This window comes from Microbacterium sp. PRC9, from assembly GCF_031844125.1.
GTDB lineage: Bacteria > Actinomycetota > Actinomycetes > Actinomycetales > Microbacteriaceae > Microbacterium.
The window spans coordinates 1-26,830 of the sequence record NZ_JAUZUR010000012.1 but is presented as its reverse complement, the minus strand read 5'-3'; the positions used below and the strand labels follow the sequence as shown (position 1 = coordinate 26,830).

At 70.9% G+C, this 26,830-nt stretch carries 21 protein-coding genes; 14 read left to right on the top strand and 7 right to left on the bottom strand.

Features of this window, described 5'->3' with window-relative positions; all coding sequences use genetic code 11:
* Positions 1-16: 16 nt before the first annotated feature.
* Both Q9R33_RS19535 and Q9R33_RS19530 read right to left on the bottom strand, forming a co-directional pair.
* Complete coding sequence (locus Q9R33_RS19535) at positions 17-1,318, bottom strand: DUF222 domain-containing protein (RefSeq protein ID WP_311294829.1); 1,302 nt, start codon at positions 1,316-1,318, stop codon at positions 17-19.
* A 59-nt stretch (positions 1,319-1,377) separates the two neighbouring features.
* Positions 1,378-2,376: an Lrp/AsnC family transcriptional regulator gene (locus tag Q9R33_RS19530; RefSeq protein WP_311294828.1), complete on the bottom strand. Its 999-nt coding sequence runs from the start codon at positions 2,374-2,376 to the stop codon at positions 1,378-1,380.
* Between the two features lie 143 nt (positions 2,377-2,519).
* Here Q9R33_RS19530 and Q9R33_RS19525 point away from each other — a divergent pair, with 143 nt between their 5' ends.
* From Q9R33_RS19525 to Q9R33_RS19515, 3 genes are read left to right on the top strand one after another with little or no spacing between them, the layout of a single operon-like run.
* A complete protein-coding gene (locus Q9R33_RS19525; protein ID WP_311294827.1) occupies positions 2,520-3,749 on the top strand; it encodes an amidohydrolase in 1,230 nt (409 codons plus the stop codon).
* Between the two features lie 50 nt (positions 3,750-3,799).
* Entirely contained in the window at positions 3,800-5,197 is a 1,398-nt protein-coding gene (locus Q9R33_RS19520) for a DUF3100 domain-containing protein (RefSeq protein WP_311294826.1), read from the top strand.
* Positions 5,197-6,582: an L-serine ammonia-lyase gene (locus tag Q9R33_RS19515; RefSeq protein WP_311294825.1), complete on the top strand. Its 1,386-nt coding sequence runs from the start codon at positions 5,197-5,199 to the stop codon at positions 6,580-6,582. The genes Q9R33_RS19520 and Q9R33_RS19515 overlap by 1 nt, the downstream gene beginning before the upstream one ends.
* A gap of 10 nt (positions 6,583-6,592) precedes the next feature.
* Here Q9R33_RS19515 and Q9R33_RS19510 read toward each other — a convergent pair whose 3' ends face one another.
* The 3 genes from Q9R33_RS19510 to helR all read right to left on the bottom strand — a co-directional run bounded on the left by Q9R33_RS19510 (position 6,593) and on the right by helR (position 11,381).
* Entirely contained in the window at positions 6,593-8,050 is a 1,458-nt protein-coding gene (locus Q9R33_RS19510) for a hypothetical protein (protein ID WP_311294824.1), read from the bottom strand.
* 61 nt (positions 8,051-8,111) lie between these two features.
* Complete coding sequence (locus Q9R33_RS19505; protein ID WP_310251031.1) at positions 8,112-9,083, bottom strand: hypothetical protein; 972 nt, start codon at positions 9,081-9,083, stop codon at positions 8,112-8,114.
* 63 nt (positions 9,084-9,146) lie between these two features.
* Positions 9,147-11,381, bottom strand: coding sequence for an RNA polymerase recycling motor ATPase HelR (helR, locus tag Q9R33_RS19500; RefSeq protein ID WP_311294823.1), 2,235 nt, complete (start codon positions 11,379-11,381; stop codon positions 9,147-9,149).
* A 337-nt stretch (positions 11,382-11,718) separates the two neighbouring features.
* Here helR and Q9R33_RS19495 point away from each other — a divergent pair, with 337 nt between their 5' ends.
* From Q9R33_RS19495 to panB, 4 genes are all read left to right on the top strand, one after another.
* Complete coding sequence (locus Q9R33_RS19495; protein ID WP_311294822.1) at positions 11,719-14,073, top strand: arylsulfatase; 2,355 nt, start codon at positions 11,719-11,721, stop codon at positions 14,071-14,073.
* Between the two features lie 319 nt (positions 14,074-14,392).
* Positions 14,393-15,130: a DUF2520 domain-containing protein gene (locus Q9R33_RS19490; protein ID WP_311294821.1), complete on the top strand. Its 738-nt coding sequence runs from the start codon at positions 14,393-14,395 to the stop codon at positions 15,128-15,130.
* On the top strand, positions 15,127-15,993 hold the full coding sequence (gene panC / locus Q9R33_RS19485; protein ID WP_311294820.1) for a pantoate--beta-alanine ligase: 867 nt from the start codon (positions 15,127-15,129) through the stop codon (positions 15,991-15,993). Before Q9R33_RS19490 ends, panC begins: the two co-directional genes overlap by 4 nt.
* Positions 15,990-16,853 (top strand): 3-methyl-2-oxobutanoate hydroxymethyltransferase, encoded by an 864-nt coding sequence (gene panB, locus Q9R33_RS19480; RefSeq protein ID WP_311294819.1) that lies wholly within the window; start codon positions 15,990-15,992, stop codon positions 16,851-16,853. Before panC ends, panB begins: the two co-directional genes overlap by 4 nt.
* Positions 16,854-16,885: 32 nt before the next feature.
* On the opposite strand, the gene Q9R33_RS19475 is transcribed toward panB, so the two are convergent.
* Positions 16,886-17,893 (bottom strand): LacI family DNA-binding transcriptional regulator, encoded by a 1,008-nt coding sequence (locus Q9R33_RS19475; RefSeq protein WP_235560295.1) that lies wholly within the window; start codon positions 17,891-17,893, stop codon positions 16,886-16,888.
* 136 nt (positions 17,894-18,029) lie between these two features.
* On the opposite strand from Q9R33_RS19475, the gene Q9R33_RS19470 reads away from it, so the two are divergent.
* The 5 genes from Q9R33_RS19470 to Q9R33_RS19450 all read left to right on the top strand — a co-directional run bounded on the left by Q9R33_RS19470 (position 18,030) and on the right by Q9R33_RS19450 (position 23,867).
* A complete protein-coding gene (locus Q9R33_RS19470) occupies positions 18,030-19,343 on the top strand; it encodes an extracellular solute-binding protein (protein ID WP_311294818.1) in 1,314 nt (437 codons plus the stop codon).
* A 91-nt stretch (positions 19,344-19,434) separates the two neighbouring features.
* The gene (locus Q9R33_RS19465; protein WP_310251010.1) at positions 19,435-20,550 is read left to right on the top strand and encodes a Gfo/Idh/MocA family oxidoreductase; all 1,116 of its coding nucleotides are present in this window, start codon (positions 19,435-19,437) and stop codon (positions 20,548-20,550) included.
* Positions 20,547-21,461 (top strand): PmoA family protein, encoded by a 915-nt coding sequence (locus tag Q9R33_RS19460; protein ID WP_311294817.1) that lies wholly within the window; start codon positions 20,547-20,549, stop codon positions 21,459-21,461. The genes Q9R33_RS19465 and Q9R33_RS19460 overlap by 4 nt, the downstream gene beginning before the upstream one ends.
* Positions 21,462-21,485: 24 nt before the next feature.
* Complete coding sequence (locus tag Q9R33_RS19455; RefSeq protein WP_311294816.1) at positions 21,486-22,226, top strand: cupin domain-containing protein; 741 nt, start codon at positions 21,486-21,488, stop codon at positions 22,224-22,226.
* 99 nt (positions 22,227-22,325) lie between these two features.
* The gene (locus tag Q9R33_RS19450) at positions 22,326-23,867 is read left to right on the top strand and encodes a M20/M25/M40 family metallo-hydrolase (protein ID WP_311294815.1); all 1,542 of its coding nucleotides are present in this window, start codon (positions 22,326-22,328) and stop codon (positions 23,865-23,867) included.
* Positions 23,868-23,918: 51 nt separating this feature from the next.
* On the opposite strand, the gene Q9R33_RS19445 is transcribed toward Q9R33_RS19450, so the two are convergent.
* Complete coding sequence (locus Q9R33_RS19445) at positions 23,919-24,677, bottom strand: GntR family transcriptional regulator (protein WP_056372171.1); 759 nt, start codon at positions 24,675-24,677, stop codon at positions 23,919-23,921.
* Between the two features lie 175 nt (positions 24,678-24,852).
* Here Q9R33_RS19445 and iolC point away from each other — a divergent pair, with 175 nt between their 5' ends.
* On the top strand, positions 24,853-25,812 hold the full coding sequence (gene iolC, locus Q9R33_RS19440; protein WP_311294814.1) for a 5-dehydro-2-deoxygluconokinase: 960 nt from the start codon (positions 24,853-24,855) through the stop codon (positions 25,810-25,812).
* The gene (locus Q9R33_RS19435; protein ID WP_310250999.1) at positions 25,809-26,705 is read left to right on the top strand and encodes a deoxyribose-phosphate aldolase; all 897 of its coding nucleotides are present in this window, start codon (positions 25,809-25,811) and stop codon (positions 26,703-26,705) included. The genes iolC and Q9R33_RS19435 overlap by 4 nt, the downstream gene beginning before the upstream one ends.
* Positions 26,706-26,830: the final 125 nt, after the last annotated feature.

The window sequence follows — 26,830 nt, the reverse complement described above, 5'->3', positions numbered from 1 at the left end:
ACCGGTGCCTGAAGTCTCAGGTGCGGAGGGGCGTGAGTGCGGGGCCACGGTCTTCGCGGCCGGCGGTGGTGTATTCGTGGCCTGTGGGGCTGGTCCAGACCAGCAGCTCGTCATCGAGGCGTGCCGTCCACCGGGTGTGGTGTTTCAGGCGGTGGTGCCTCTTGCAGAGGTGGGCGAGGTTGTCGTGGTCGGTGCAGCCGCCGTGTTCCCAGGCGAGGTTGTGGTCGGTTTCGCAGCCGGTGGCGGGGGTGTCGCAGCCCGGGAACCGGCAGGTGCCGTCGCGGTCGGCGAGCCAGGTGCGGAGCGCGGCGGGGGTCTTGTAGGTGGTGCGGTCGTAGACGAGCCGGATGCCGGTGACGGGGTCGGTGAGCACACGCCGCCAGGAGGTGGCGCCGGCGGCGAGGGTCATCGCGACATCGAGGGGGATCGGGCCGTAGCCGTCGAGCACGGCAGGCTCTTCGCTCTCACCGAGAAGGCTGAGCGCGGGAACGGTGAGAGTGACGTTCACCCTGACCGGGCGCAGCGACTTCGCGGGGTCGGCGCTGTCGGGCACGCCGACGGGGCGGTCGTTGCGGAGCAGGGCGTCGATGAGCGCGTCGAAACGAAGCTGGCCCAACGTGCGGGGGTCACCGGCATCGTGTTCGTCCTTGGCGGTGCCGGTGAGCAGGGTGTGGGCCAGGTGGACCTGCATGATGGGGCCGTAGACCATGAGCCAGCCCATGCCGTCGCGGGCGGGTTGCACGGTCACGTCTCGCGACTTCACCGCCCGGTCGGCGCGTTCCTGGATCGTGTCGGGGTCGAGGTGTTCCCGGATCCGCCGCGACCGGTGCGCGAACCGGTGCACGGTGACATCTCGCCGGCCCGCGAGCACTGCGTCCTCGAAAGCCCCGCGGTGGAGCGGGGTGAACATCACGGCGTCCTCAACCAGGGCCGCTGCGTGCCGGTAGGAGATCTCCCCGGAGGTGAGCGCGGTCATGGTCGCGGGAAGGTCGGCGCACAGCACCCGGGACTCTCGGAGCAGGTCTGCGGCCTGGCGCTCAGTGACGCGCAGCACGCAGGCGACCTCGGCGCGGGTGGAGCGGGCCACCCAGTCCGCAGCATCCGTCGCCGGATCCTCACCCCGCGCCGCCTTCTTCGCAGCCGGCGAGCCCGGGTCGTACGACACGATCCGCTCCTGATGCGCCTCGCTGACCCGCCGCAGCTCGTCGAGCAGCCGGGTGCGTTCCGCCTCCAGGCCAGCCTGCGCGCGCCGCACGCGATCGAGCTCGTCCACCAGGGCGGCTGCGTCGTCGCAGTGGAGCGAATCGGTCGTGCACATGCCCTGAGGTTAGAACATACCTCCGACACTCAGCAGGTGCCTGGACACCGCGAGCCGCTCTACGAGCTTGCTGCAGGCCCCGCGAACCCCGTCGCGCGCGTGTCAGCGCCCACCGTCTGATTCATGTGCTTCGCGATGCGCAACACCACGGCGCGGTCCCCGATGCGTGCGCCCCGCAGGGCTGACTCCAGTGCCACCTCGAATCGGTTCACGTCGGCGAGACGGCGGAGCCACACGGCGAGGATGAGGTTGTACCGGCTTGCGGCGGTGAACGCGAGCCGGACTTCGGGCACCGATGTGATGGCTGGCCGGGCCGCCTCGAGCAGCTGGGCCGGAGCCTCGACGAAGTACCAGGCGTAGATGGGCCACCCCGACGCCGCGCGCGCCATGTCGGTGCGGAAGCGAAGGCTGCCACGCGCACGCAGCGTCGCCAGCGCGTCGGCGACCCGCTGGGGCGCGAAGCCGCTGCGCTCGGCGATCGTCGTGACCGGCACGCGTCCGTCGGCCCAGACTTCTCGCTCGATCGCCGCGCGCAACTCGTCGGGCACCCGCTGCGCGGCACGCGGCCGCGGCGGGCGTGGCGGTCGCACATGCTGCGCTTCAGCGGGATCGAGCGCGCGCAGGCGCCAGCTGCCGCCGTCGATCAGCGTCTCGTTGGCCAAGTGCGTGCGGACGGACCGCACCCCGTCCAGTCGTCCCAATCGGTGCAGCGCGTAGTCCGAAAGCCCTGAGATGTCGGGCGCGAACACCAGGGCCATGAGGTCGCGTGAGCCCGAGGTCACGTCGAGCACGTACACGGCGGGGTCCCGCTGGAGCTCCTGAACGACGGCATCCAGCTTCGCCCGCTCGCAGTCGATCTCCATCAACGACAGCTGCCCGTCGGTCGAGTGGCCGGTGACCCACGCGATGCCCTCTTCCCGGAGGCGCGCCCAGCGACGAGCGAGGGTGCTGGCATCGACGCCGATGACGGGGGCGAGCTCGTTCCAGCTCGCGCGCGGCTCGATCTGCAGCGCGTGCACGAGCCGGCGGTCGATGGCGTCGAGCGAGATCTCCTGCATCCGGACCCTCCCTGGAACCGATCCCGGAATCAAGTGTCCCGCATCCATTCACCACTTTCCGCAGATATCGCGCATCGTCACGGAGTCGAAACATGCGAAAGCGCACCATATCCGCAACGTTCGCAATGACGAGAGGACACCTCGTGAGCCTGACCACCACCGATGCCGTGACCGTCACGGAGTTGAAGGACCGCGCCGCCGCGGGCGTCGACGCTCGTCGCGCCGAGCTCATCGGCTTGAGCCACGCTATCCACGAGAACCCCGAGCTCTCGTGGGAGGAGCACGAAGCCGCCGCTCTCGTCGCGCGCACGCTTCAGGGCGCCGGTTTCGCGGTCGAGGTCGGCGCGTACGGCGTCGAGACCGCGATCGAAGCGGTCTACGGCACCGGCGATCTCACGGTTGCGATCTGTGCCGAATACGACGCGCTCCCCGGCATCGGACACGGCTGCGGACACAACGTCATCGCGGCATCGGGTGTCGGTGCGGCTCTCGCACTCGCCCCCCTCGCCGACGCAGCCGGTCTGCGCATCAAGCTACTGGGCACGCCGGCCGAAGAGCACGGCGGCGGCAAGGTCGCGATGCTCCTCGAGGGGGCGTGGGAGGACGTCGACTTCTCGCTCATGGTGCACGGCATGACCGGTCACGACATCTCGGCAACGAGCTTCCGCTCCACCGCGGTCGACCGCTTCGAGGTCGTGTTCCACGGGCGCACCGCTCACGCGGCCGGAATGCCGGAGCAGGGTCTCAACGCCGGCTCGGCGGCAGCGATCGCCCAGACCTCGATCGCGTTCCTCCGCCAGCACCTGCCGAAGGAGACGAACCTCAACGCCTTCGTCTCGCTCGGCGGCGAGGCGACGAACATCATCCCCGACCGCGCCGTCGTGCAGGTCGAGCTGCGCGCCTACGACATCGACATGTGGCGCGACATGAAGAAGCGCGTGCTCGCATGCTTCGAGGGCGCCGCGATCGCGACGGGATGCCGCTGGGAATGGGCGCCGACCGAGCACCCGTACGCCCCCATGAAGCACGACTCCGCCCTCGGCGAGCTGTGGGACGCGAATCTCCTGGCCCGCGGACGCACGATCACGCCTGCCCCGCTCGGGGGCGGATCCACCGACATGGGCAACGTGTCGCAGGTCGTCCCGACCATCCATCCGACCATCGCCTTCCTCGGGCAGACGGGCCCCGCCCACAACCCCGAGTTCACTGCTGCTGCGGCCACCCCCGCAGCCGATGAGGCCGTCATCGACGCCGCCACGATCCTCGCGTGGACGGTGCTCGACGTCGCCCTGGACGACGCCCTGCGCGCCGACCTGCTCCACCGCACCGCCGAACGCCCCGCCGGGGCGACTCGGATCACGCTCGAGGCATGACCGATCCCGCTCGCCGGGGCCGCGAAGCCTTCCCACCTGGAGAACCCGAAATGACCGCTCACACCCGCACAGGCAGCGCCGCCTCCACCGGTACGTCGTCGAGCCCGATCGCGAAGGCGGCGTCCGTTGTCGCCCTCGGCTTCCGCAGTCCTCGACTGTGGATCCTGATCGGACTCATCGCCGCCATATCCGCCGGCGCGCAGGCGATCGGACCGATCGTCATCCCGCTCGGCATCGCCTCGGTGACGCTGCTGCCGATGATCTGGGGCATCACCGCCGGCGCGATCGTGTCCGGCCAGCGCCTGAAGCCCCTGCCGATCGACCTGCAGCAGGCGGCGACGGTCATCATGGGCGTCGCGGTGCTGTTCCTGTGCGCACGGCTGTCGTTCACCATCGGCCCCAACATCCCGATGCTGCTCCAGGCGGGGCCCGCACTGCTGCTGCAGGAGGTCGGCCACCTGTTCGGCACCATCGCGCTGGCCCTTCCGCTGGCCGTGCTGCTGCGGATGGGGCCGGCTACCGTCGGTGCGACCTTCTCGATCGACCGCGAGGGCTCGTTCGCGATGGTCAGCGAGCGCTACGGCTCGGACTCGCCGCAGTACCGGGGCGTCCTGTCCATGTACGTGTTCGGCACCATCTTCGGCGCCATCATCGTGAGTCTCATCGCCTCGCTCGCCGCTTCGCTGGGCATCTTCGACCCGCTGGCTCTGGCGATGGGCGCCGGCGTCGGCTCGGGCTCGATGATGGCCGCCGCCGCGTCGGTCATCGTCTCGGCGCACCCCGACATGCAGGACCAGGTGCTCGCGCTCGCCGCCACGTCGAACCTCATCACGGGCGTTCTGGGCGTCTACATCGGCGTCTGGGTGTCGCTGCCGCTCGCCGACCGCTTCTACAAGCTGCTCACCCGCAACAAGGACGCGACCCTCCCCGGCCGCCGTCCGAAGGCGACCGGGGCGATGCCGACGTCGGCGGTCAAGACCGTCGAGGAGACGGTGCTCAAGAAGCCGACCGTGAGGGTGCCGCTGTGGGTCTCGATGCTCATCATCGGGTTCGGGGGGCTGGTCGCCGCCGCGATCGCCGCCAAGGGGTTCTCGTGGGAGATGGTCATCGCGTACCTCGTGATGGGCGTCCTGGTCGCGGGCGGCATCGCCCTCGCCAAGGTCACCCGCGGCAAGGTCCCGGCGATCATCGTCGTCATGACGATCGGGGCGCTCCTCACCTCGCCGATCTCGCCCGTGGCCGGATGGTTCACGACGGTCGCCAACACGATCGACTTCCTGTCGCTCATCACGGTGATGCTCACGATCGCCGGCCTGAGCCTCGGCAAGGACCTTCCGATGCTCAAGAGCATCGGCTGGAAGATCATCCCGGTCGGGACCGTCGCGATCGCCGCATCCTTCCTCCTGTCTGCCGTGGTCGCCGAGTTCGCCCTGGGACTGTGGGGCTGATGACGGGCACCGCCGTCGAGGTCGAGCGCGGGGTGTACACCTCCGCGCTCGACCTCTTCTCGATCGGGATCGGTCCTTCGAGTTCGCATACGGTCGGGCCGATGCGGGCGGCCTCCGACTTCCGGACGCGGCTGGCCGACGCCGGCGTCCTGGCGGACGTCGTGCGGTTCGGCTGCCGCCTGCACGGCTCCCTCGCCGCGACCGGGGTCGGACACGGGACACCGGATGCCGTCATCGCCGGCCTGCGCGGATTCCGGCCCGAGACGGTCGATCCCGAGGTCGTGCACGGAGGGTGGGTGCTGCTGCAGTCGGGCGTCTCGCTCGACATCGGCGGAGTGCCGTTCGTGCGCGACGACATGGTGCTCGCATCGCGCGAGCGTCCGCACGGGCATCCCAACTCCTTGCTGCTGACCGCCGAACTCACCGCCGGGGGCGGGATCCTCGAGGAGACGTATCTCTCCATCGGCGGTGGCTTCATCCGCAGGCTGGGTGACGAGCCCGCCGGTGCGGGGACGGCTGCGCTGCCCGAGGCGGCCGCGGATGCACCGCAGTTCCGCACGATGCGCGAGCTCCTCGATCTCACCCGCGGCCGCACCATCGCCGACATCGCGTGGCAGACCGAGACCGCCGTCCACGGCGCCGCCGAGGCGGCGCGTGGTCTCAACGCGATCTGGGCCGCGATGCGGGCGTGCATCGAGCGAGGGCTGCACTCCGACGGCGTCCTGCCGGGCGGGCTGCGCGTGCCGCGGAGGGCCGCCGCCGCGTGGCGGCAGCTGGGGGAACGCGGCGGATCGACGGATGCCGCCGAGGCGGTGTCCGTCTATGCGCTCGCGGTCAACGAGGAGAATGCGGCAGGCGGCCGGGTCGTCACGGCACCGACGAACGGCGCCGCCGGGGTGCTTCCGGCGGTGCTGTACCAGGCGGCCGTGCCGACGGGCTTCGATCCCGAACTCATCCGCACCTTCCTTCTCACCGCGACCGCCATCGGATCGCTCATCAAGGCGAACGCCTCGATCTCGGGCGCCGAAGCCGGCTGCCAGGCAGAGGTGGGAAGCGCGTGCGCGATGGCGGCGGCAGGGCTCACCGCCATCCGCGGGGGCACGCCCGAGCAGATCGAGAACGCCGCCGAGATCGCGATCGAGCACCATCTGGGCCTGACCTGCGATCCCGTCTCGGGCCTCGTGCAGATCCCGTGCATCGAGCGCAACGCGGTCGCCGCGTCGACCGCGATGACCGCGAGCCGGCTCGCCCTGCTGGGTGATGGCAGTCACATCGTCGACCTCGACACCGCGATCGAAACCATGCGCCAGACCGGCGCAGACATGTCGTCGAGGTACAAGGAGACCAGCGCCGCCGGCCTCGCCGTCAACGTCGTGGAGTGCTGATCCGCGACAGCTACGGCACCGCCGGTGCCGTGAGCTCGCTCTCGGCCGGAGGAGCGGCGGGTGGCTCCGCCGTCACCGGCGGCGTCGCGGGCTCAGCAGGTGCGGAGGCCGGTTCAACGGCGGGGACGGATGCCTCTGCCTCGGGCTGCGGCGCGGGCGCGGCGTCGGCCGGTGCGGGCTCGACTGGGGCCCGCTCGACCGCAGCGGGCTCGACGCCGACAGGCTCGACGTCGGCGGGCTCGACCAGGCCGGGCACGTCCGTCACTGTTCCCGCGGGCGCCGGTTCGGCTGCCGCGGGCTCGACCGCGCCCAGAGCGGCAACCGGGTCGGCTGATTCCAGAGCGGCGGCCTCGAGAGGGGCGACCACGCCGGGCGGCGGCTCGGGGAAATCGAACTCGTCGTCAGGGTTGCCGGCGACCTTCGGACCGATCTGGTCGGACGTTCCCGGGGTGCCCGGTGCGCCGGTCCAATGCTCCGGCGGGACGAGGCTCTCGTCGACGGTGAACGTCAGCGGGTTGTCCCACACGATCACCTCTCCCACCACGTTCGTCGCAGGGTCCTCGGCCGCGTACGCGACGTAGCGGTGCAGCGGACGCTCGCCGCCGGGGCACTGCAGGGTGTCGGCCGCGACGCCGGTGAGCGAGAACGTCAAGGTGCGATAGAGGTCGCACTCGGGCTCCCGGTAACCACGACGCCACGGCGCCGTCACCTCGGTGACGCCGTCCTCCGCCACGGGGTGGCTCGGGTGATCGAGACCCTGGACGCCCCACTGGGTCATGGAGTAGGTGTAGCTCGCGCGGGCCTCGTCGAACGAGCCGCGGCACATGGCCACACCGGCCGAGAGCAGGACGACGTAGCGCGGCGTCTTCATGTTGAACACTCCGAAGACGGGCTCGTTCGTCAGCCGGCTGGGCGCCAGGTATGCGGCGGCCGTCTCGCAGTCCCCCGACTCGAGGTAGCCGTACGCAGGGCCGTCGTCGAAGTTGTTGGGGCTCGTGTCGCTCTTCGGGAGGTCCCACGCGTAGACGACGATCGGCGGCTGGCCGCCGTTGCCGCCCGCACCGCCGCCCCCGCCCGAGCCCCGGCTCCCGCCGGAGCCCCCGGAGCCCCCGGACCCGCCGGAGCCGCCTCCGCCGTTCCCGCCGCTTCCACCCGCACCGCCCGACCCGCCGCCCTGCCGGTTCCGCGGGGTGGTGCCTCCGCCAGGACCGGGCTGCTCAGTGTCGGTGCTCGGCGGTGACGCCGGGGGCGCAGCATCCGGAATCGAATCCGGCCGTGCCGGCTCGTCCGAGTCGGTCCGATTCACGTCTTGTCGCGAGTCGTCGTCCCGCTGCGTCGCGGGCGGCTGTTCCTTCTCAGGTGCCACAGGCGAGTACTCGCCGCACCCCGAGAGGCCGAGGGCGACCGCGACCGCGACCGCGGATCCGATCGCGAGCGATCGCTTCGGAGTGGTTCTTGTCGGAGACATCGCTTCCCTCCTTCGTCGAGGATCTGCTGTTGTGGAGGGGGGAAAGGGCGGGGGAGATACCTCAGCCCTGCCCCGCGACCTCGGGCTCCGGGTCGGCGCTCGCGCAGGGGCCGAAGCCCCCGGCGTCCGCGATCCCGTACACATCCCGGACGAACGTGAACCGCAGGCCGTCGCCGTCGACCGGGAGCATGACGACCACGCCGTAGTCGAATGTCCACTCGTCCGAGATGAGGAAGTACTTCCCGCCGGTCGATTCGAGCAGGCGGAGGCCGCGATACCGGTAGCGGAGGTCCTCGCCGGATCCTGCGCACGTGACGTCGACGCCCGGCGACACGATGTCGAGCGGCGCTGCGCTGTCGACCATCACTCCGGGCAGCTTCTCGATCTGGTTCGGGAAGTCGCGGGCGAGCTCCGTGCCCTCGACCGTCGCGTAGTTCATCGCCGACCAGAACAGCCCGATCGCCACGAGGATCGCGATCGCGCCACGGAGGACGCCCTCGGTCATCGGGGCGAACCTCACCGCGTCGCGGAGTCCACCGCGCAGCATCAGCCCGTAGAGGAGCAGGAGCATTCCGCCCGCGCACACGAGGGGTGCCGCGATGTACGTGATCGCGTACCCGATCAGCCCGAGGGCGAGGCCGAGCGCGAACACGCCGACGGCGATGAGCCACATCCAGCGAGCCACCCATGTGACGATGCGATCGTCGGCTCCGAGCCGGATGCGCCGACGCCGGAGCCACTGGTCGAGCCCCACCCACGCGAGACCGGCGATCGCCGCGCAGATCGGGAGCAGCACGACCGGCTGCACGCTCCGGCGGACGTAGTCGTCGACCGTCATCCCGAGGATCGCCTCGTCGATGCCGAGCATCTTCGCCATCTGGTCGCTGCGCACCCAGCCGAAGTACACGAGCAGGGCGGTCAGCACGCCGACGTTGGCGACGACGGCGAGGAGCGAGCGCACGAGCGACCCGCGCGTCTCGCGATCCGCGGCCTCGACGGCCTCGGATGCCTCGTCTTCGACGTCTGTGCTCACATAGGGGAGAGCGGCCGCGGGGCGCCGCAGATACGCGGGCGCCGCGGCATCCGTGCCCCGTCGCTACCCCTCGAGCACCACCAGTCGCTCGGTCGCGCGGGTCATCGCGACGTAGCGGTCGACCGCGCCCTCGATGCCCTCGCCGAACGACGACGGCTCGACGAGCACGACGAGGTCGAACTCGAGGCCCTTCGCGAGCTCGGGGGTCAGCGACCGCACCCGCTCGCGAGGTGCGAACGAGAGGTCGCCGATGACGCACGCCACGCCCTCGCCGTGCTCCGCCAGCCACTCCGACAGGATCCGGTCACGGTCCGCCACCGCGGCGTGACGCACCGGCACACCGCTCGACCGGATCGACGTCGGCACGTTCGCATCGGGGATCGCCGCGCGGATCACCGGTTCGGCCACGGTCATCACCTCGCTCGGCGTGCGGTAGTTGATGGTGAGCGACGACACGCCCACCTCGGTCAGGCCGGCGTGCTCGAGGCGCTCCTGCCACGACTCGTGGAATCCGTGCCGCGCCTGTGCCCGATCGCCGACCACCGTGAAGCTGCGCGACGGGCAGCGGGCCAGCAGCATCCGCCATTCCGCGTCGGTGAGCTCCTGCGCCTCGTCGACGATCACGTGCGCGAACGGGCCCGAGAGGAGATCGGGGTCGACGGCGTCCAGCACCGACTCGTCGACGAGGCTGTTGCGCAGATCGTCGCCGTCCAGCCACTGCATCATCTCGTCGCCGGCCTCCTTCAGGCGGTCGACGACCTGCGCCATGTACTCACGCTCCTGCGCGAGCTTCGCCTCGCGCTCACGGCGTCGCCGCGACGCGCCCGGGTCGCCCAGCCGCCGCCGGGCTGCGTCGAGGAGCGGCAGGTCGGCGGTGGTCCAGGCCGTGGGGACCGGTCGCTGCAGCGCCTCGATCTCGTCCGGCTCGAGCCACGGCGCGCAGCGGCGCAGATACGCGGGCACGCTCCACAGATCCGAGACGAGAACGGATGCCTCGACCAGCGGCCACGCGCGACCGAAAGCGCGCGTCAGCTGTTCGTTGCGGGCCAGCGCCCGCCGCAGCCGGTGCAGCGGCACCTCTTCGCCGTCGACCTGGTCGGTGAGGATGTCGAGGATCGTCTCCCACACCTGGTCGCGCGCCTCGTTGTGCGGCAGACCCGTCTCCGCCGACGCGAACGCCTCGGCCCAGTCCTGGGGATCGAGCCGCAGCTCGGCCCAGGGCGTCTCGACCACCAGGCCCACCGCGGGCGGCTCCTCGTAGAGCTGCACGGCGGGCTCGATCGCGTCGATCATGCGGGCGTCGGCCTTCAGGCGGGCGACCCGGGCATCGGGTTCCGCACCGGCGACCCCGCCCTCGGCCACGAGGTCGCGCAGGGTGCAGGTCTGCACGCTCTCCTCGCCGAGGCTCGGGAGCACGTCCTCGACGTAGGAGAGGTACGCGGGGCTCGGACCGACGAACAGCACGCCGCCGCGCCCCTCGCCGAGGTGCGGGTCGGAGTAGACGAGGTAGGCGGCGCGGTGCAGCGCCACGACCGTCTTGCCCGTGCCCGGGCCTCCGTCCACGACGAGCGCGCCGCGCGAGCCGGCGCGGATGATCGCGTCCTGGTCGGCCTGGATCGTGCCCAGCACATCACGCATGCGGGGCGAACGGCTCGCGCCGAGGCTTGCGATGAACGCGGACTGGTCGTCCAGGGCGGCGTTGCGGTCGAGCCCCTCGGCGGTGAACACCTCGTCCCAGTAGTCGGTCACGCGGCCGCCGGTCCAGCGGTAGCGGCGGCGGCTCACGAGCCCCGAAGGGTGGGCGTGCGTCGCGGCGAAGAACGGCTCGGCGGCGGGCGTGCGCCAGTCGACGAGCAGGCGTCGGCCGGCAGCTGGGCCCACGCGCCCGGAGGCTCCGAGCGACGCGCCAGCGGCGCTTGGAGGGGGCGTGGGGACCGTGAGTCCGAATCGTCCGATGTAGACGGGCTCGGAGCCGTCGGCGGGCACCATGCGGCCGAGGCACGCGTCGACGCCGAAGCGGCGCAGGACCCGCAGTCGGGCGGAGACCCGGTGGATCTCGAGGTCGCGCTCGACCCCGGCCTGACCGTGCCCGCCGGGACGGCGGCGCAGTTCGTCGAGGCGTTCGTCGAGGCCTGCGATCGAGTGCGCGAGCGTGGCGGCGATGGCGGCGAAGTGCTGCTCGTCGCCGCCGACGAGTGCCGGGTCGGACTTGGCGGCGAGGCGCTCGGGAAGGTCGAAGGCGGTGGCGCCGACCGATCGAGAGGACGGGCGGGAATCGCTGATCAGAGGGGTGTTCACGGCATGGGCTCCTGGCGGCATCGCGACGCGGAATCGGACGGAGTAAGTCAGATGAGAGGGGCGGGGGAGCGTCGCGACCGACCAGTATGCGCGCTCGGGGGGCCCTTGCCGCAAGGCCCCCACCCCCGGATATCCTGGTAGTGGCAAGGAGGTCGCGCCTCTGCGTGCGCAGACCCCGCCCGGTCCCGGGGCCACACCGCCCCGCGTCACCCACTGTTCACCTCGCGGCGCAGTTTCACGCGATCCAAGTGATGCGGCGCGTGCATCCCCGTCGATACTGTGACACCACTGGGGGGTGGCGCTCTCGCCCGCCCGCTTCCGGGGACAGGAGATACGCATGACCGCTGATGACCGCCATTCTGTCGTAGGGACACCGCTCCCGCCCGCGCGAACGCTGCCGTTCCCGCCGAAGCCTTCCGGCAGCTACGCGGGGCGCACGCTCGCCGAGTCGACCTACTCGCCGCTGCCGCCCGAGCGGCACCTGGCCGACGACGCGCCCAACGTGCTCGTCATCCTCATCGACGACGCCGGCCCCGCGTTGCCCGCACCGCTGGGTGGCAAAGTCGCGACTCCGACGCTCGAGCGGATCCGCGAAGGCGGCATCGGCTACAACCGCTTCCACACCACCGCCATGTGCTCGCCGACCCGTGCCGCGCTGCTCACGGGGCGCAACCACCACCGCGTCGGGGCCGGCCAGATCGCCGAGCTCGCAGCCGATTGGGACGGCTACTCCGGTCACATCCCCAAGAGCAGCGCCACCATGGCGGAGGTGCTGCGCAACTACGGCTATTCCACGGCGGCGTGGGGCAAGTGGCACAACACCCCCGCCGAGGAGACGACCAAGGCCGGCCCGTTCGAGAACTGGCCCACGGGCAACGGCTTCGAGTACTTCTACGGCTTCCTCGCCGGCGAGGCATCGCAGTACGAGCCCAACCTCGTGCGCAACACCACGTCGGTGCTGCCGCCGAAGTCGCCCGAGGAGGGCTACCACCTCAGCGAGGACATCGCCGACGACGCGATCTCGTGGCTCCGCGACCACAAGGCGCTCTCGCCCGACAAGCCGTTCTTCATGTACTGGGCCACCGGCGCGATCCACGGCCCGCACCACGTCCACAAGGAGTGGGCCGACAAGTACAAGGGCGTGTTCGATGACGGGTGGGATGCTTACCGCGAGGACGCCCTCGCCGGCGCGAAGGCCGCGGGGTGGGTCCCGCGGGACGCCGTGCTGACGCCGCGCCCCGAGTCACTGCAGGGCTGGGACGACATCCCCGACCACCAGAAGCCGTTCCAGGCCCGCCTCATGGAGGTGTGCGCCGGCTTCGGCGAGCACGCCGACGTGCAGGCGGGCCGCCTCGTCGACGAGCTCGGGCGCCTCGGGTACATCGAGAACACGATCGTCGTCTACATCTGGGGCGACAACGGCTCGTCGGGGGAGGGGCAGAACGGCACGATCAGCGAGCTGCTCGCGCAGAACATGATCCCGACCACTGTCGACCAGCACATCGCCGCCCTCGAGGAGCTCGGAGGCCTCGACGCGCTCGGAACGCCGGCGACCGACAACCAGTATCACGCGGCGTGGGCGTGGGCCGGGTCGTCGCCGTACCAGGGCATGAAGCTGATGGCCTCGCACCTGGGCGGCACCCGCAATCCGATGTTCCTCCAGTGGCCGGCGCGCATCGCACACGACCCCGTGCCGCGCACGCAGTTCCACCACGTGATCGACCTGGCTCCCACGATCTACGAGATCCTGGGGATCTCCCATCCCGACACCGTCAACGGCATCCCGCAGGACCCGATCGACGGCACGAGCTTCGCCTACTCGATCGACGACAAGACGGCAGACGGTCGCCACCGCGTGCAGTACTTCGAGATCATGGCCAGCCGGTCGATCTACGAGGACGGGTGGCTCGCGTCGACGACGGGTCCGCGCCTGCCCTGGGTGCCCGGCATGCCAGCGGGCATCCAGACCTGGACGCCCGACGACGACCGATGGGAGCTGTACAACCTCGACGAGGACTGGAGCCAGTCGAAGGACCTCGCCGGCCAGCAACCCGAGAAGCTCGCCGCGCTGAGGGAGCTGTTCGCCATCGAGGCGGCGAAGAACAAGGTGCTCCCCATCGGGGGTGGACTGTGGATCGCGCCGCTGCACCCCGAGCTGCGCATCGCCCCGCCCTATACCGAGTGGGACTTCACAGGCGACACGTTCCGGGTGCCCGAGTTCTGCGCCCCCGCCCTCGGCAACAAGCCGAACGTCGTCACCATCGAGGTGACGGTCGGCGACCGGGCCAACGGCGTTCTCTACAAGCTCGGCGGCGCGGGCGGCGGCCTCACGGCGTACGTGACCGACGGCATCCTGACGTACGAGTACAACCTCTTCCTCGTGCAGCGGACGACCATCGCGGCGGCCGAGCCGCTCGCTGCCGGCGACCACACGATCGAGATCGAGACGTCGTACGTCGTGCCGAAGCCGGGCGGGCCGCTCGGCGTCGTGCTGCGGGTCGACGGCACGGAGGTCGCGTCGGGCACGGTGCCGGTCAGCGCGCCGCTGCTGTTCTCGGCGAATGACTGCCTCGACGTGGGCCGAGCGTACGGCGGCGCCGTGTCGCGGGCGTACGCCGACAAGATGCCGTTCGCCTTCGACGGCGAGATCGGCCGCGTGCACGTCGCCTACAAGGTGCCTGCGCAGGCGTAGCGAGCGCCCCGAGCGGCCCCGGACCCGCCGAGGTCTCGGGGCCGCTGCGTCGTAGCACGACGGATGCCTCGGGGCAGGTGCGGTGGGGTGGCTCGCGCTGTCCCAATCGGCGTTGGCGCTCGTCCCACCGTGGCGGGCTGGTTGGCGCTGTCCGAATCGGCATTCGCGCCCGTCGGGAGCAGCAGCGTTCACCGGATTCGACCGCGCGAGCGCGGCGTCACGGGACGCGCGGTCGCCGGCCCGCGTTGCGCCGGGTATTTTTGAACCTGGTTCAGCCGTCCTGGACCGGATCCATGCGCCGTGACGGGAGACGACGACGATGCCGGACTCGCACCCCGCGCACGCGCTTGCCCGCGTCGCGATCGTCGGCGACGGCCGCGTCGGTCGTGCGATCGCCGCGGCCCTCCGCCAGGCGGGCGTCGATGTGCAAGGCCCCCTCGGCCGCGGGGCGACCGGCGACGACGCCGACCTGGTGCTGCTCGCGGTGCCGGATGCCGAGATCGGGCGCGCCGCCGCACTCGTCGCGCCGGATCGCCTGGTGGGGCACTTCTCGGGCGCGACAACGCTCGAGCCGCTCGCACCGCACGAGGCGCTCAGCATCCATCCCCTCACGACCGTGACCGGCGCCACCTCGTTCGCGGGCGTCCCTGCGGCTCTCGCCGGCTCGACCGTCCGCGCCCTCGCCACCGCGCACGCGCTCGCCGAGTCGCTCGGCATGGCGCCGTTCGACGTCGCCGATGAAGACCGCCCCGCGTACCACGCGGCCGCGTCGATCGCGTCGAACTTCCTCGTGACGCTCGAGTCCTTCGCGGAGGATCTCGCCGCCACCGCGGGGGTTCCGCGAGACGCGCTGTCCCCGCTCGTGCGAGCAACCGTCGCGAACTGGGAGGCGCACGGCGCCGCGGCCCTCACCGGTCCGATCGCCCGCGGCGACGAGGCGACCCTCGCCCGCCAGCGTGACGCCGTGGCCGAGCGGCTGCCCGAACGCGCCGGACTCTTCGACGCCCTGGTCGCCGCGACGCGCGACCTCCGAGCGCGCGAGGAGGTGGGATCGTGATCGTCGTCCGCACGGTCGCCGGCCTGCGCGCCGCGCTGCGCGAACGCCGCGGCGGCAGCATCGGCCTCGTCCCGACCATGGGCGCCCTGCACGAGGGCCACGCGACGCTGCTGCGCGCCGCGCGCAGCGGCGACGACACCGTCGTCATGACGATCTTCGTGAATCCCGCGCAGTTCAACGAGCAGTCCGACCTCGCCGCCTATCCCCGCACCGAAGAGGCCGACCTCGCTCTCGCCGAGGCCGAGGGGGTCGACGTCGTCTTCGCCCCCGACGCCTCCGAGGTCTACCCGGACGGCTTCGCGACGACCGTGAGCGTGTCGGGGCCGATCGCCGAGACCCTCGAGGGCGCCGAGCGCGGCCGCGCGCACTTCGACGGCGTGGCCACCGTCGTGACGAAGCTGCTGCTCGCCGCGCTCCCCGATCACGCGTACTTCGGCGCGAAGGATGCCCAGCAGGTCGCCGTCATCCGCCGCTTCGTCGCGGATCTCGGCATCCCCGTCACGCTCGTCGTGTGCCCGACGTCCCGCGACGCCGACGGCCTCGCCCGCTCCAGCCGCAACACCCGCCTCTCGCCCGACGAGCGGGCGCGGGCCCTCGCGATCCCGCGAGCGCTCACCGCGGTCACGGATGCCGCATCCGGCGGCATCCGTGAGTCCGGTGCGCTGCGCGAGCGGGCGCTGGACGTCCTCGCCGCGGCCCTCATCCAGCTCGAGTACGTCGCGTTCGTCGACCCCGAGACCTTCGCTCCGGTCTCGTCCGTGGACCGCCCGACGCTCGTCGCGATCGCCGCGCGCGTCGGCGCGACGCGTCTGATCGACAACGCGGTGATCCCACCCGTTGCCCCCACCCCCGGAGGTGCATGATGCGCGCAAAGGTGACACTGCAGGGTCTCGCCGAGATGAAGGCCCGCCGCGAGCCGATCGTGATGGTCACGGCCTACGACTACCCGACCGCCCGTGTCGCGGAGCAGGCCGAGGTCGACATGGTGCTCGTCGGCGACTCCGGCGCGCAGGTCGTGCTCGGCCACGACTCCACCGTCGCGGTCACCGTCGAGGAGATGCTCGTGCTCTCGGGCGCGGTCCGTCGCGGGGTCCGATCGGCATTCGTGGTCTGCGACCTGCCGTTCGGATCGACCGAGGTGTCTGACGAGCAGGCCGTCGCCACCGCGGTGCGCTTCGTGAAGGAGGCCGGCGCCGACGCCGTCAAGCTCGAGGGCGGCGGCGAGGCGCGGCTCAGCCGCATCCGGGCGATCGCCGAGGCGGGCATCCCCGTCGTCGCGCACGTGGGCCTCACCCCGCAGACCGCCGTGGCGCTGGGAGGCCTGCGCGCCCAGGGCCGCACCGCCGAGTCCGCAGCGCGCCTGGTGCGGGAGGCCCTCGCCGTGCAGGACGCCGGCGCGAGCGCGCTCGTGATCGAGGCTGTGCCCGCTGACGTCGCAGCGGTCGTGCTGCCGGCGCTCGAGATCCCCGTCATCGGCATCGGCGCAGGGCCCGCCGACGGCCAGGTGCTCGTGCTCCATGACCTGCTGGGCATCACCGAGGGCAAGACCGCGGCCTTCGTCAAGCGCTACGGCGCCATCGGCCCCGACATGGTCGCCGGCGTCGCAGCGTACGCGCGCGAGGTGCGCGGCGGCGTCTTCCCCGGGCCCGAGCACGGCTACTCCGCGACCGACGTCGCGATCGCCGCGGCGCGCGCCGAGCTCGATTCCCGCAGCGCGGACTGAACGGATGCCGCGGGCCGCGGCATCCGTCCAGGTCAGTCGGGTGCCGGCCCGGTGGACTCGCGCCAGATGACGCGGTGAATCTGCTGGGCCTCGGTCGGCGCGCGCTCGCCGCGGAGCGCCGTGATGAGCCTGGTCATCGCGCGTGAGCCCAGGCCCTCGAGGTCGACCTCCACGCTCGTCAGCGCAGGGCTCATCAGGCGACCGAGCTGCTGGTCGTCCCATCCGGTGACGCTGAGGTCGTCGGGCACGCGCCACCCGCGATCCATCGCCGCGCGGATCGCGCCGGCGGCCACGAGGTCGTTCGCCGCCATCACGGCGGTCGCCCTGTCGTGCTCGGGAAGTCCGCGGACCGCGGCCATCCCCGATTCGGCCGACCAATCGCCCTCGATCACGCCGGTCGACTCCAGCCCGAGCGATGCGACCGTCTCGAGATAGGTGTCGCGCCGGGCGCGCGCCGAAGCGAACTGGAGGTCTCCGGTGATGTGGAGGAACCGTCGGTGGCCGCGTTCGGCCAGGCCGCGGATCAGATCGACGAGGGCCGAGGCGTCCGCGAGCTCGCCGATGCCGCGCATCTCGTCGTCGAAGTCGGCCGATGCGACGATCGGCGTCCCGCTGGAGGCCTGCAGCTCGAGCGAGGCGAGCACGGGGGCGAACGAGACGATGCCGTCGACCTGACCGGAATCGGCCAGCTCGGCCACGCGCTCCGTTCGCTCCTCGGCGCCCCCCTCGAGGGCCAGCACCTCGACCGCGTAGCCGGCGGCGTGCGCGGCCGCGCTCGCTCCGGCGAGCATGCGCGCCGGACTGTAGGCGAGGGTCGGCACGACCACGGCGAGCCGGCCGGTGCGGCGCGTGCGCATCGAGCGGGCGACGAGGTTCGGCCGGTAGTTCAATTGGTCGACGGCGGCCTGCACGCGCGCCTTGGTGGTCGGCTTCAGTCCATCGGGAGCGCGGAAGAAGCGCGAGACGGTCTGATGCGAGACATCGGCGAGGCGGGCGACCTCCATGATCGTCGGCCGGCGGTGCGGTGCAGTGTCGGTCACGAGCGCCTCCTTCGACATCCATGTTGACACAGATTGTGAACCTTCACTATTCTCACTTTCCAGTCGAGTGATCGATCACTAAGTGAAGGTTCACGCGACGTCACCCGCACGCGACCAGCGTTCCGAAAGGACAAAGATGTTCACACGCAGAAAGACGGGCGCCGTCGGCGCCGTGGCGATCGTCGGCCTCGCCGCGGCCCTGGCCGGCTGTGCAGGCTCCGCCCCCGCCGGCTCCCCGGCGGCCACCTATGATCCGGACGAGAAGGTGACCCTTGACTTCGCGTTCTGGGGGAACGACGTTCGCGCGGAGATGTACAACGAGGCCATCGCCGCGTTCAACGAGGACTACCCGAACATCACGGTGAACTCCACGTTCCTCTCCTGGGACGAGTACTGGGAGAAGCGCCAGACCGAGGCTGCCGGCAAGAACCTCCCTGACGTGTTCCAGATGGACATGACCTACGTCCGTCAGTACTCCGACAACGGCTTGGTGCTGGACCTCACGCCCTACGTCGGCGACATCATCGCCACCGACGGCTACGACGACGCCGTGCTCGACATCGCGTCGATCAACGACACGATCGCCGGCATGCCCGTCTCCACGAACGCGATCGGAATGTTCGAGAACGTGGTGCTGACCGAAGAGGTCGGCGTCGAGCCGTTCGAGGGCGGCGACTGGGCGGCGTACGACGAGTGGCTGCACGAAGCCCGCGATGCCTCCGAGGCCGCCGGACTCGAGGTCTGGGGCGGCGCGGACCCCACCAGCTTCATCCAGCCGTTCGAGCTCGTGCTTCGATCCGAGGGCAAGTCGGTCTTCACCGAGGAGGGTGAGGTCGGCTTCACCAAGGAAGACCTCGCCGACTTCTGGAATCGTGGCGGCGAGTTGCGGGAAGACGGCGTCGTCACCCCGCAGCAGCGGATCCAGGAGGTCACCCCCAAGGGTGCTTTCGACTCCGCCCAGGCGCTCACCGAGATCGTGTGGGACAACTTCGGCGCTCCCTACAAGGCGAACCTCGGCGACGCGTATCCCGACCTGAACCTCGTCGCGCCTCCGGTCACCGAAGAAGGCGCCAAGGACCTGTACAAGAAGGCCGGCATGCTCATCTCCGCTGCGGCGAGCACGGAGCACCCCGAGGCCGCCGCCCTGTTCACCGACTTCCTGGTGAACAGCCCCGAGGTCGGCGCCATCTTCGGGACGAACCGTGGGATGCCGGCATCCCAGACCCAGCTCGAGGGCGTGGAGCTCGACGAGACCGCCCAGCAGATCATCGACTACGAGGAGTCGATCGCCGACCGCATCGGCGACGCGCCGCCGGTTCCGATCGTGGGCTACGGCTCGGTCGAAGCGAAGTTCAAGGCCCTCGGCCAGGAGCTCGGGTTCGGCACGATCACGGTGGACGAGGCGGTCGATCAGCTCTTCGCCGAAATCGACGTCATCGTCAACCAGTAGCGCGCATGTCGACGGGTGCGGTCCGGGATGTCCCGCGCCGCGCCCGCCGACGCGCATCACCCCACCTCCCCCTGAGAAGGAACCACAGGTCATGTCCACACCCCGCCCACCCTTCCGCGTCGGCATCATCGGCACCGGCGGCATCGCCCACGCCCACGCCGACGCCCTGAACGCGCTCTCGCCCCGCGTCGAGATCGCCGGCGTGGTCGACCTCGACCGTGCGCGTGCCGTCGCCTTCGCCGAGAGCTTCGGCGTCGACCGGGTCTACGCGGACGCGGCCGATCTCTTCGCGAACGAGGAACTCGATCTCGTGCACGTGTGCACGCCGCCGCAGACGCACACGCCGCTCGCGATCCAGGCGATGCGCGCGGGCGTCGCGTCACTCGTCGAGAAGCCCACCGCGCTCACCCTCGGCGAGGTCGACGAGCTCGAGGCGGTGCAGGCAGAGACCGGCGTGCCGGTGCTCACGGTGTTCCAGCACCGGTTCGGCGCCGCCGCCCGCCACCTCGGCGCCCTCGTCGCCGGGGGCGAGCTCGGCCGGCCCCTCGTCGCCACCTGCGAGACCCTGTGGTACCGCCCCGACGAGTACTTCGAGGTGCCGTGGCGCGGGCGATGGGATGTCGAGGGCGGCGGTCCGACCATGGGCCACGGCATCCATCAATTCGATCTGCTGTTCGCGATCTTCGGCCGCTGGTCGCAGGTGAGCGCCTTCGCGGCGCGGCAGCTGCGACCGACCGACACCGAGGACGTCTCGATGGCGCTGGTGCGTTTCGAGAACGACGCCCTCGCGACCGTCGTCAACTCGCTCGTCTCGCCGCACGAGACCTCGCGGCTGCGGTTCGACTTCGAGTTCGCGTCCGTCGAGGTGCGCCACCTGTACGGATACACCAGCGAGGACTGGACCTTCACACCGGCACCGGGCCACGAGCATCTCGCGATCCGCTGGGCCGAGGGCTTGGACAGCGGGGCGACCAGCGGCCACCGCGACCAGATCCGCGCGATCCTCGACGCCTTCGAGGCGGGCGAGGCTCCTGGGGTCGACCTCGCCGAGGCGCGGCACACGCTCGAGTTCGCCGCGGCCACCTACGCCTCTGCGTTCCGTGGGGCTGTGGTCCAGGCGGGTGAGCTGCGCGGCGAGGATCCCTTCGTCCGCTCCATGAGCGGCGGGATCGTGCCCTGGGCTCCCGTGAAGGAGGTGCTCGCATGAGCGCGCTGCGCATCACGCACGACATCGGCTCCGCGGTCACGGTCCGCGACGGTGACGTCGACCTCTTCACCTACGTGTATCAGCCCGCGACGGTGCCCGTGGAGTCGCCCAAGCCCTACCTGCACCCCATCCGCACGCGCCGCGGCGACGTCGTCAGCCTCTTCCGTCCGCACGACCACGTGTGGCACAAGGGCATCGCCTGGGCGCTGCCGGTCGTGAACGACGAGAACTTCTGGGGCGGGCCCACGTACGTCCACGGGCAGTTCTACGTGCAGCTGCCGAACAACGGCGTGCAGCAGCACGACGGAGCAGTCGAGCTCGAAACGGGCGAGCGTGCCACGGTCGCGCACGGGCTGCGGTGGATCACCGAGTCAGGAGACGTGCTGTTCGCCGAGGAGCGCGCGCTGACCGCCGAGATCGTGTCGGACGAGGCCTGGGCCCTCACCTTCGACACGCAGCTGACCAACGTCTCGGGCGCGCCGATCGCCATCGGCTCCCCGACGACCAAGGGGCGCGAGAACGCCGGCTACGGCGGGCTGTTCTGGCGCGGGCCGCGCTCGTTCACCGATGGCACGCTCATCGCGCCCGGGGCCTCCGGCGCGGGCGACGACGTGCGGGGAGCGCGCTTCGAGTGGATGGGCTTCGTCGGCCGCCACGACGACGTCGACGCCACCTCTCTCGTGCTCATGCTCGACGACGCGGCCAACCCGCACCACCCGCCGCAGTGGTTCGCGCGCTCCGAGGAGTTCGCGGCGCTGAACCCCGCGCCCTTCTTCAGCGAAGAGGTCGTCGTCGCTCCCGGCGAGACGGTACGGTTCCGGTACGCCGTCGGCATCGCCGATGGGGGAGCGGATGCTGCGGAGCCGCTCGCAGACGTGCTCCGAGGTATCCTCCAGCCGGTCCTCGTCTGAGTCGAAGAGGGAGAGGAGCTTCTCGTGATCGACACCGCGCCCACGTTTCCCGGCGCCACCTCCGTGACGCTGCTCGACGTCTACGACGACCTCGCTCCCGACGGCCTCCGCGGCGGCAGCCCGCACATGCATCTCGCGTCGACGGAGTGCTACGTGGTGATCGGCGGGCACGGCGAGCTGCACACGCTCGATCCCGGCGGACTGCGCGAGACCGAACTGCGCAAGGGCTCGGTGGTGTGGTTCACCCCCGGCACGATCCACCGTGCGGTGAACCACGGCGGGCTCGAGGTGCTCGTGGTCATGGGCAACGCCGGGCTTCCGGAGGCGGGCGACGCCGTGATGACCTTCCCGGCCGACATCGTCGCCGACGCCGCGCGGTACGCCGCAGCCGCGGCGCTCCCCGCCGGGCCGCTCGAGGCACGTGCCGAGGCGGCGGCGCGGCGGCGCGATCTCGCGGTGGAGGGCTTCCTCGTCCTCCGCGACGCCGCGAGGGCCGGCGACCTCCGGCCCCTGCAGGAGTTCCACGCGGCCGCCGCCCGGCTGGTGCGGGGACGGGCCGAGGACTGGACCGGCATCGTGGAGCGGGGGCCCGCCGCGCAGGCCGCGCACAGCCTCGACATCACCCGTGCGCTCGCTGCCGGCGACGCGGGGCACCTCTCGGCGGCTGCCGTCTCCCAGGCGCCGGCGCTCGTGGGTGAACGGGGATTCGGGATGTGCGGCCGGCTGCGCGCCTACGACGTGGGCGGCGACCTGGTGTCTCGCTGACCCCTGCCTCTTCCGTCCGCGCGATCGGCGCGGTAGGTTCCCGCATGACGCCACACTCGGCGCCTCCTCCCCCAAACTCGGATACGAGGAGCACCAGTGATGCATCGAAACCGACGCCGGGCCACCGTGGCGGCGTCCGCCCTCATCATCGGCGGTCTGACCGTCGCAGCCGTCGGCGCCCCGGCGCTGGCCGCGCCCACCCCCGACACGTCCGTTCTCACCGAGGCGGTGACGATCGACGGGCTCAAGGCTCAGCTCGCCGCGCTGCAGGGCATCGCGGACGCGAACGGCGGCACGCGCGCCGCCGGCACACCCGGCTACGAGGCCTCGCTCGACTATGTGGAACAGACGCTGAGCGCCGCCGGCTACATCGTCACGCGCCAGCCGTTCTCGTATTCGTTCATCGAGTACGACGGCTCGACGCTCGACCAGACCGCGCCGGGCGCGACGTCGTACCCGTTCATCGACGCCTTCTACCCCATGGAGTTCACCGGCACGGGTGCGGTGACCGCTCCGGTGCGTGCGGTGGATGTCAACCTCACGGGCGACCGCGCGTCGACGAGCGGCTGCGAGTCGGCGGACTTCGCCGGATTCCCGACGGGGTCGATCGCACTCATCCAGCGCGGCTCCTGCGACTTCAGCGTCAAGGCCGCGAACGCGGTCGCGGCGGGTGCCGCAGGCGTCATCATCTTCAACCAGGGCAACGACAATCCCAGCGACGATCGCTTCGGCGTCTTCGGGGGCACGCTCAGCTCGGCGAACTGGACGCAGACCCCGGTTCCGGTGGTCAGCGCCTCGTTCCAGGTGGGCGCGGGGCTCGTCGGCACGGCCGGCCTCGTGATGCGGATGAACGTCGTGGCCACGGCCACGACGATCAACACCGCGAACCTGATCGCCGACACTTCCGGCGGTCGCGCCGATCGTACGGTCGTCGTGGGCGCGCATCTCGACTCGGTTCCCGAGGGACCGGGCATCAACGACAACGGCTCGGGCACGGCGACCCTGATCGAGACGGCGCTGCAACTGTCGAACCTCGGCATTCAGCCCGAGAACCGCATCCGGTTCGCGTTCTGGGGCGGCGAGGAAGACGGCCTCATCGGCTCGTCGTATTACGTATCGCAGCTCAGCAAGACGCAGATCAAGCAGCACCTCGTCAACCTGAACTTCGACATGCTCGGCTCGCCCAACGGCGGACGGTTCGTGTATGACGGTGACGGCAGCGGCTTCGGCACCGTCGGCCCCAACGGGTCCGACGTGATCGAGGGCGTCTTCGACTCCTACTTCGCGTCGAAGAACCTGCTGACCGAGCCGACCGCGTTCGACGGACGCAGCGACTACTTCGCGTTCATCGAGGCCGGCATCCCCGCGGGCGGCCTGTTCTCGGGCGCCGAGGATATCAAGTCGCCCGCGCAGGCCGTGAAGTTCGGCGGCACCGCCGGGGTCGCGTTCGACCCCTGCTACCACCAGGCGTGCGATACCTACGCGAACATCGACGACGTGATCTTCGAGCAGCTCGCCGACGCCGCCGCCCATGCGACGCTTGTCTTCGGTGACACGGAGTCCGCGGTGAACGGAACGGCCAAGGGCAAGGCTGCCGGGCAGTTCAAGCCCGCGTTCAAGGGCAACAACGCGCTGCGCTGACAGGGAGAGGGGCGGATGCCTCGGCCCGAGGCATCCGCTCCGCTTCCACGCCTATTTGGCCACGAGCGTCGTCTGGAAGCTGTACATGTCGGGGCGATAGCAGTGGTGGCCGAACTCGACGGCGCGGCCGGACGCGTCGAACGCGACGCGCTCCATCGTGAGGACCGGGCCGCCCTTGTCGATGTCGAGCAGCCCCGGCTCGTCGCCGTGGGCGCGGCGCGCGCCGATCTTCTGGTTGGCGACGCGGATGGTGACGCCCCGCGCGCGCATGATCTCGTAGAGACCCTTCTGCTGCAGCTGCTCGGTGGTGATGTCGGAGAACTCGATCGGGAGGTAGTTCGTGAGCACCGCGACCGGCACTCCGTCGGTGGAGCGCTGCCGGCGCAGGTAGACGATGTCGGAGCCGACCGGAACGCGCAGAGCCTCCGCGGTGTCGGGATCAGCCGGCCGGGTGTCGTGCTCGAGCACGAGAGTGCCCGGTTCGTGCTGTGAGCTCTTGAGGTCCTCGTAGAGGCTCGTGAGCTCGACCTGGCGGGTCACCTGCCCCTGGACGACCTGCGTGCCGATGCCGCGGCGCCGCACGAGGAGGCCCTTGTCGACGAGCTCCTCCATCGCGCGGCGGATCGTGGGCCGGGAAAGGCCCGCCCGCTGGCCGATCGCGATCTCGTTCTCGAGCCGTGCGCCGGCGGGGATCTCACCGGATCGGATCGCCTGCTCGATGGCGGTGGAAACCTGGTAGTACAGCGGCACGGGGCCGGTGCGGTCCAAGCCTGCGAGCAGATCGTCGATCTTGACCACGTCGTCCGCCATCACTCACTCCAAGTCCCGACAGCATAATGTCCCGACAATGGTACATCGCTCGGACTTTGTCAGCCGACGACACGCGCAGGGCGCGATGTGTGCAATATGCTGCTTGTGCTATTGTCAGGACAATAATCCACCGAAGTGCAGTCTGCGGGCCGCACAGAGAGTTGTACAGCGGAGTATGACCGAGAACACTTCTCCCCTCGACGTCCTGGCCTTCGGGCGGCTGGGCGTCGACATCTACCCGCTCCAGTCGGGAGTCGGGCTCGAAGAGGTGCAGACGTTCGGCAAGTTCCTCGGGGGCAGCGCTGCGAACGTCAGCGTGGCCGCCGCGCGGCACGGCCGCCGCGTCGCGCTCATCGCCGGCGTCGGCGACGACCCGTTCGGTCGCTACCTGCTCGCGGAACTGGAGCGTCTGGGCGTCGACAACCGTTACGTGGGCGTGAACCCGACGCTGAAGACTCCGGTGACGTTCTGCGAGATCTTCCCGCCCGACGACTTCCCGCTCTACTTCTACCGCGAGCCGAAGGCCCCCGATCTCGATGTCGCGCCCGGCGACCTCGACCTGGAGGCCGTCCGCTCGGCGCGCATCTTCTGGTTCACGGCGACCGGTCTCAGCCAGGAGCCCAGCCGGGCGGCGCATCACGCCGCGCTGCTGGCGCGTACAGCCGGCCACACTGTGTTCGACCTCGACTACCGCCCCATGTTCTGGGTGGATCCGGCCGAGGCGGGTGTCCAGGTGGCACGAGCGCTCGAGCACGCGACGGTGGCCGTCGGCAACCGCGAGGAGTGCGAGGTCGCCGTGGGTGAGACCGAGCCGGAGCGCGCCGCGGACGCCTTGCTGGAGCGTGGCGTCGAGCTCGCGATCGTGAAGCAGGGGCCGAAGGGCGTGCTCGCCAAGACCCGCGACGAGTCCGTCGTCGTGCCGCCGTACTCGGTCGACGTGGTGAACGGATTGGGCGCAGGCGACGCCTTCGGCGGCGCCCTGTGCCACGGGCTCCTCGCGGGGTGGGACCTCGAGCGCATCCTCCGCTTCGCGAACGTCGCCGGAGCGATCGTCGCGTCGCGCCTGGAGTGCTCGACCGCGATGCCCACCGAAGCCGAGGTCGCCGCGATCCTCGAGACGGGGGCCTCCCGGTGACGCAGTTCCTCACTGCGGACGACTTCGCGCGCCTCCGTGACATCCGCGCCACACAGCCGGCCACGATCGGCGCGGCGCTGGCCGACCGCCGCCGGCGCGAGGTGCTGCGCGGGGACGGGCGGCTCTTCATCGTCGCCGCCGACCACCCGGCCCGGGGCGCCCTCGCCGTCGGCAAGAACCAGACGGCGATGGCCGACCGCTATGAGCTGCTCGATCGCCTCGCGACCGCACTCAGCCGCCCCGGCGTCGACGGCGTGCTCGGCACGCCCGACATCATCGACGACCTCGCCGCCCTCGGCCTGCTCGACGACAAGATCATCGTCGGCTCCATGAACCGCGGCGGACTACGCGGCGCGTCGTTCGAGCTGGATGACCGCATGACCGCCTACGACGTGCCGACCATGGTGGCGTCCGGCATCGACTTCGCCAAGACCCTCGTGCGCGTCGACCTCGCCGACCCCGGCACCCTGTCGACCCTCACGGCGATGGCGGACGCCGTGACACAGGCGTCGGCGGCGGGCCTGCCGATCATGCTCGAGCCCTTCCTCAGCAACCGGGTCGACGGCCGCGTGGTCAACGACCTGTCGACGGATGCAGTGATCCTGTCGATCGCGATCGCCTCCGGTCTCGGCGCATCCAGTGCGAACACCTGGATGAAACTGCCCGTCGTCGACGACATGGAGCGCGTCATGGCGGCCACCACGATGCCGACGCTGCTGCTCGGCGGCGACGCCGGCGTCGACCCCGACGAGACCTTCGCCGCTTGGGAGGACGCGCTGTCGCTCCCCGGCGTGCGCGGACTCACCGTCGGCCGCACCCTTCTCTACCCCCCTGACGACGATGTCGCCGCCGCCGTGGACATCGCCGCCGGCCTCGTCCACACCGACCTCTGAACCCCTCCCCTCACGAAGGAACACCCATGAGCATCGCTGAGACCACCCCCACCACGACCGACGTCGGCGCCGACGTCCGCGTGATTTCGCATTGGATCGATGGGGCGGAGCGTGCGTCGTCGTCG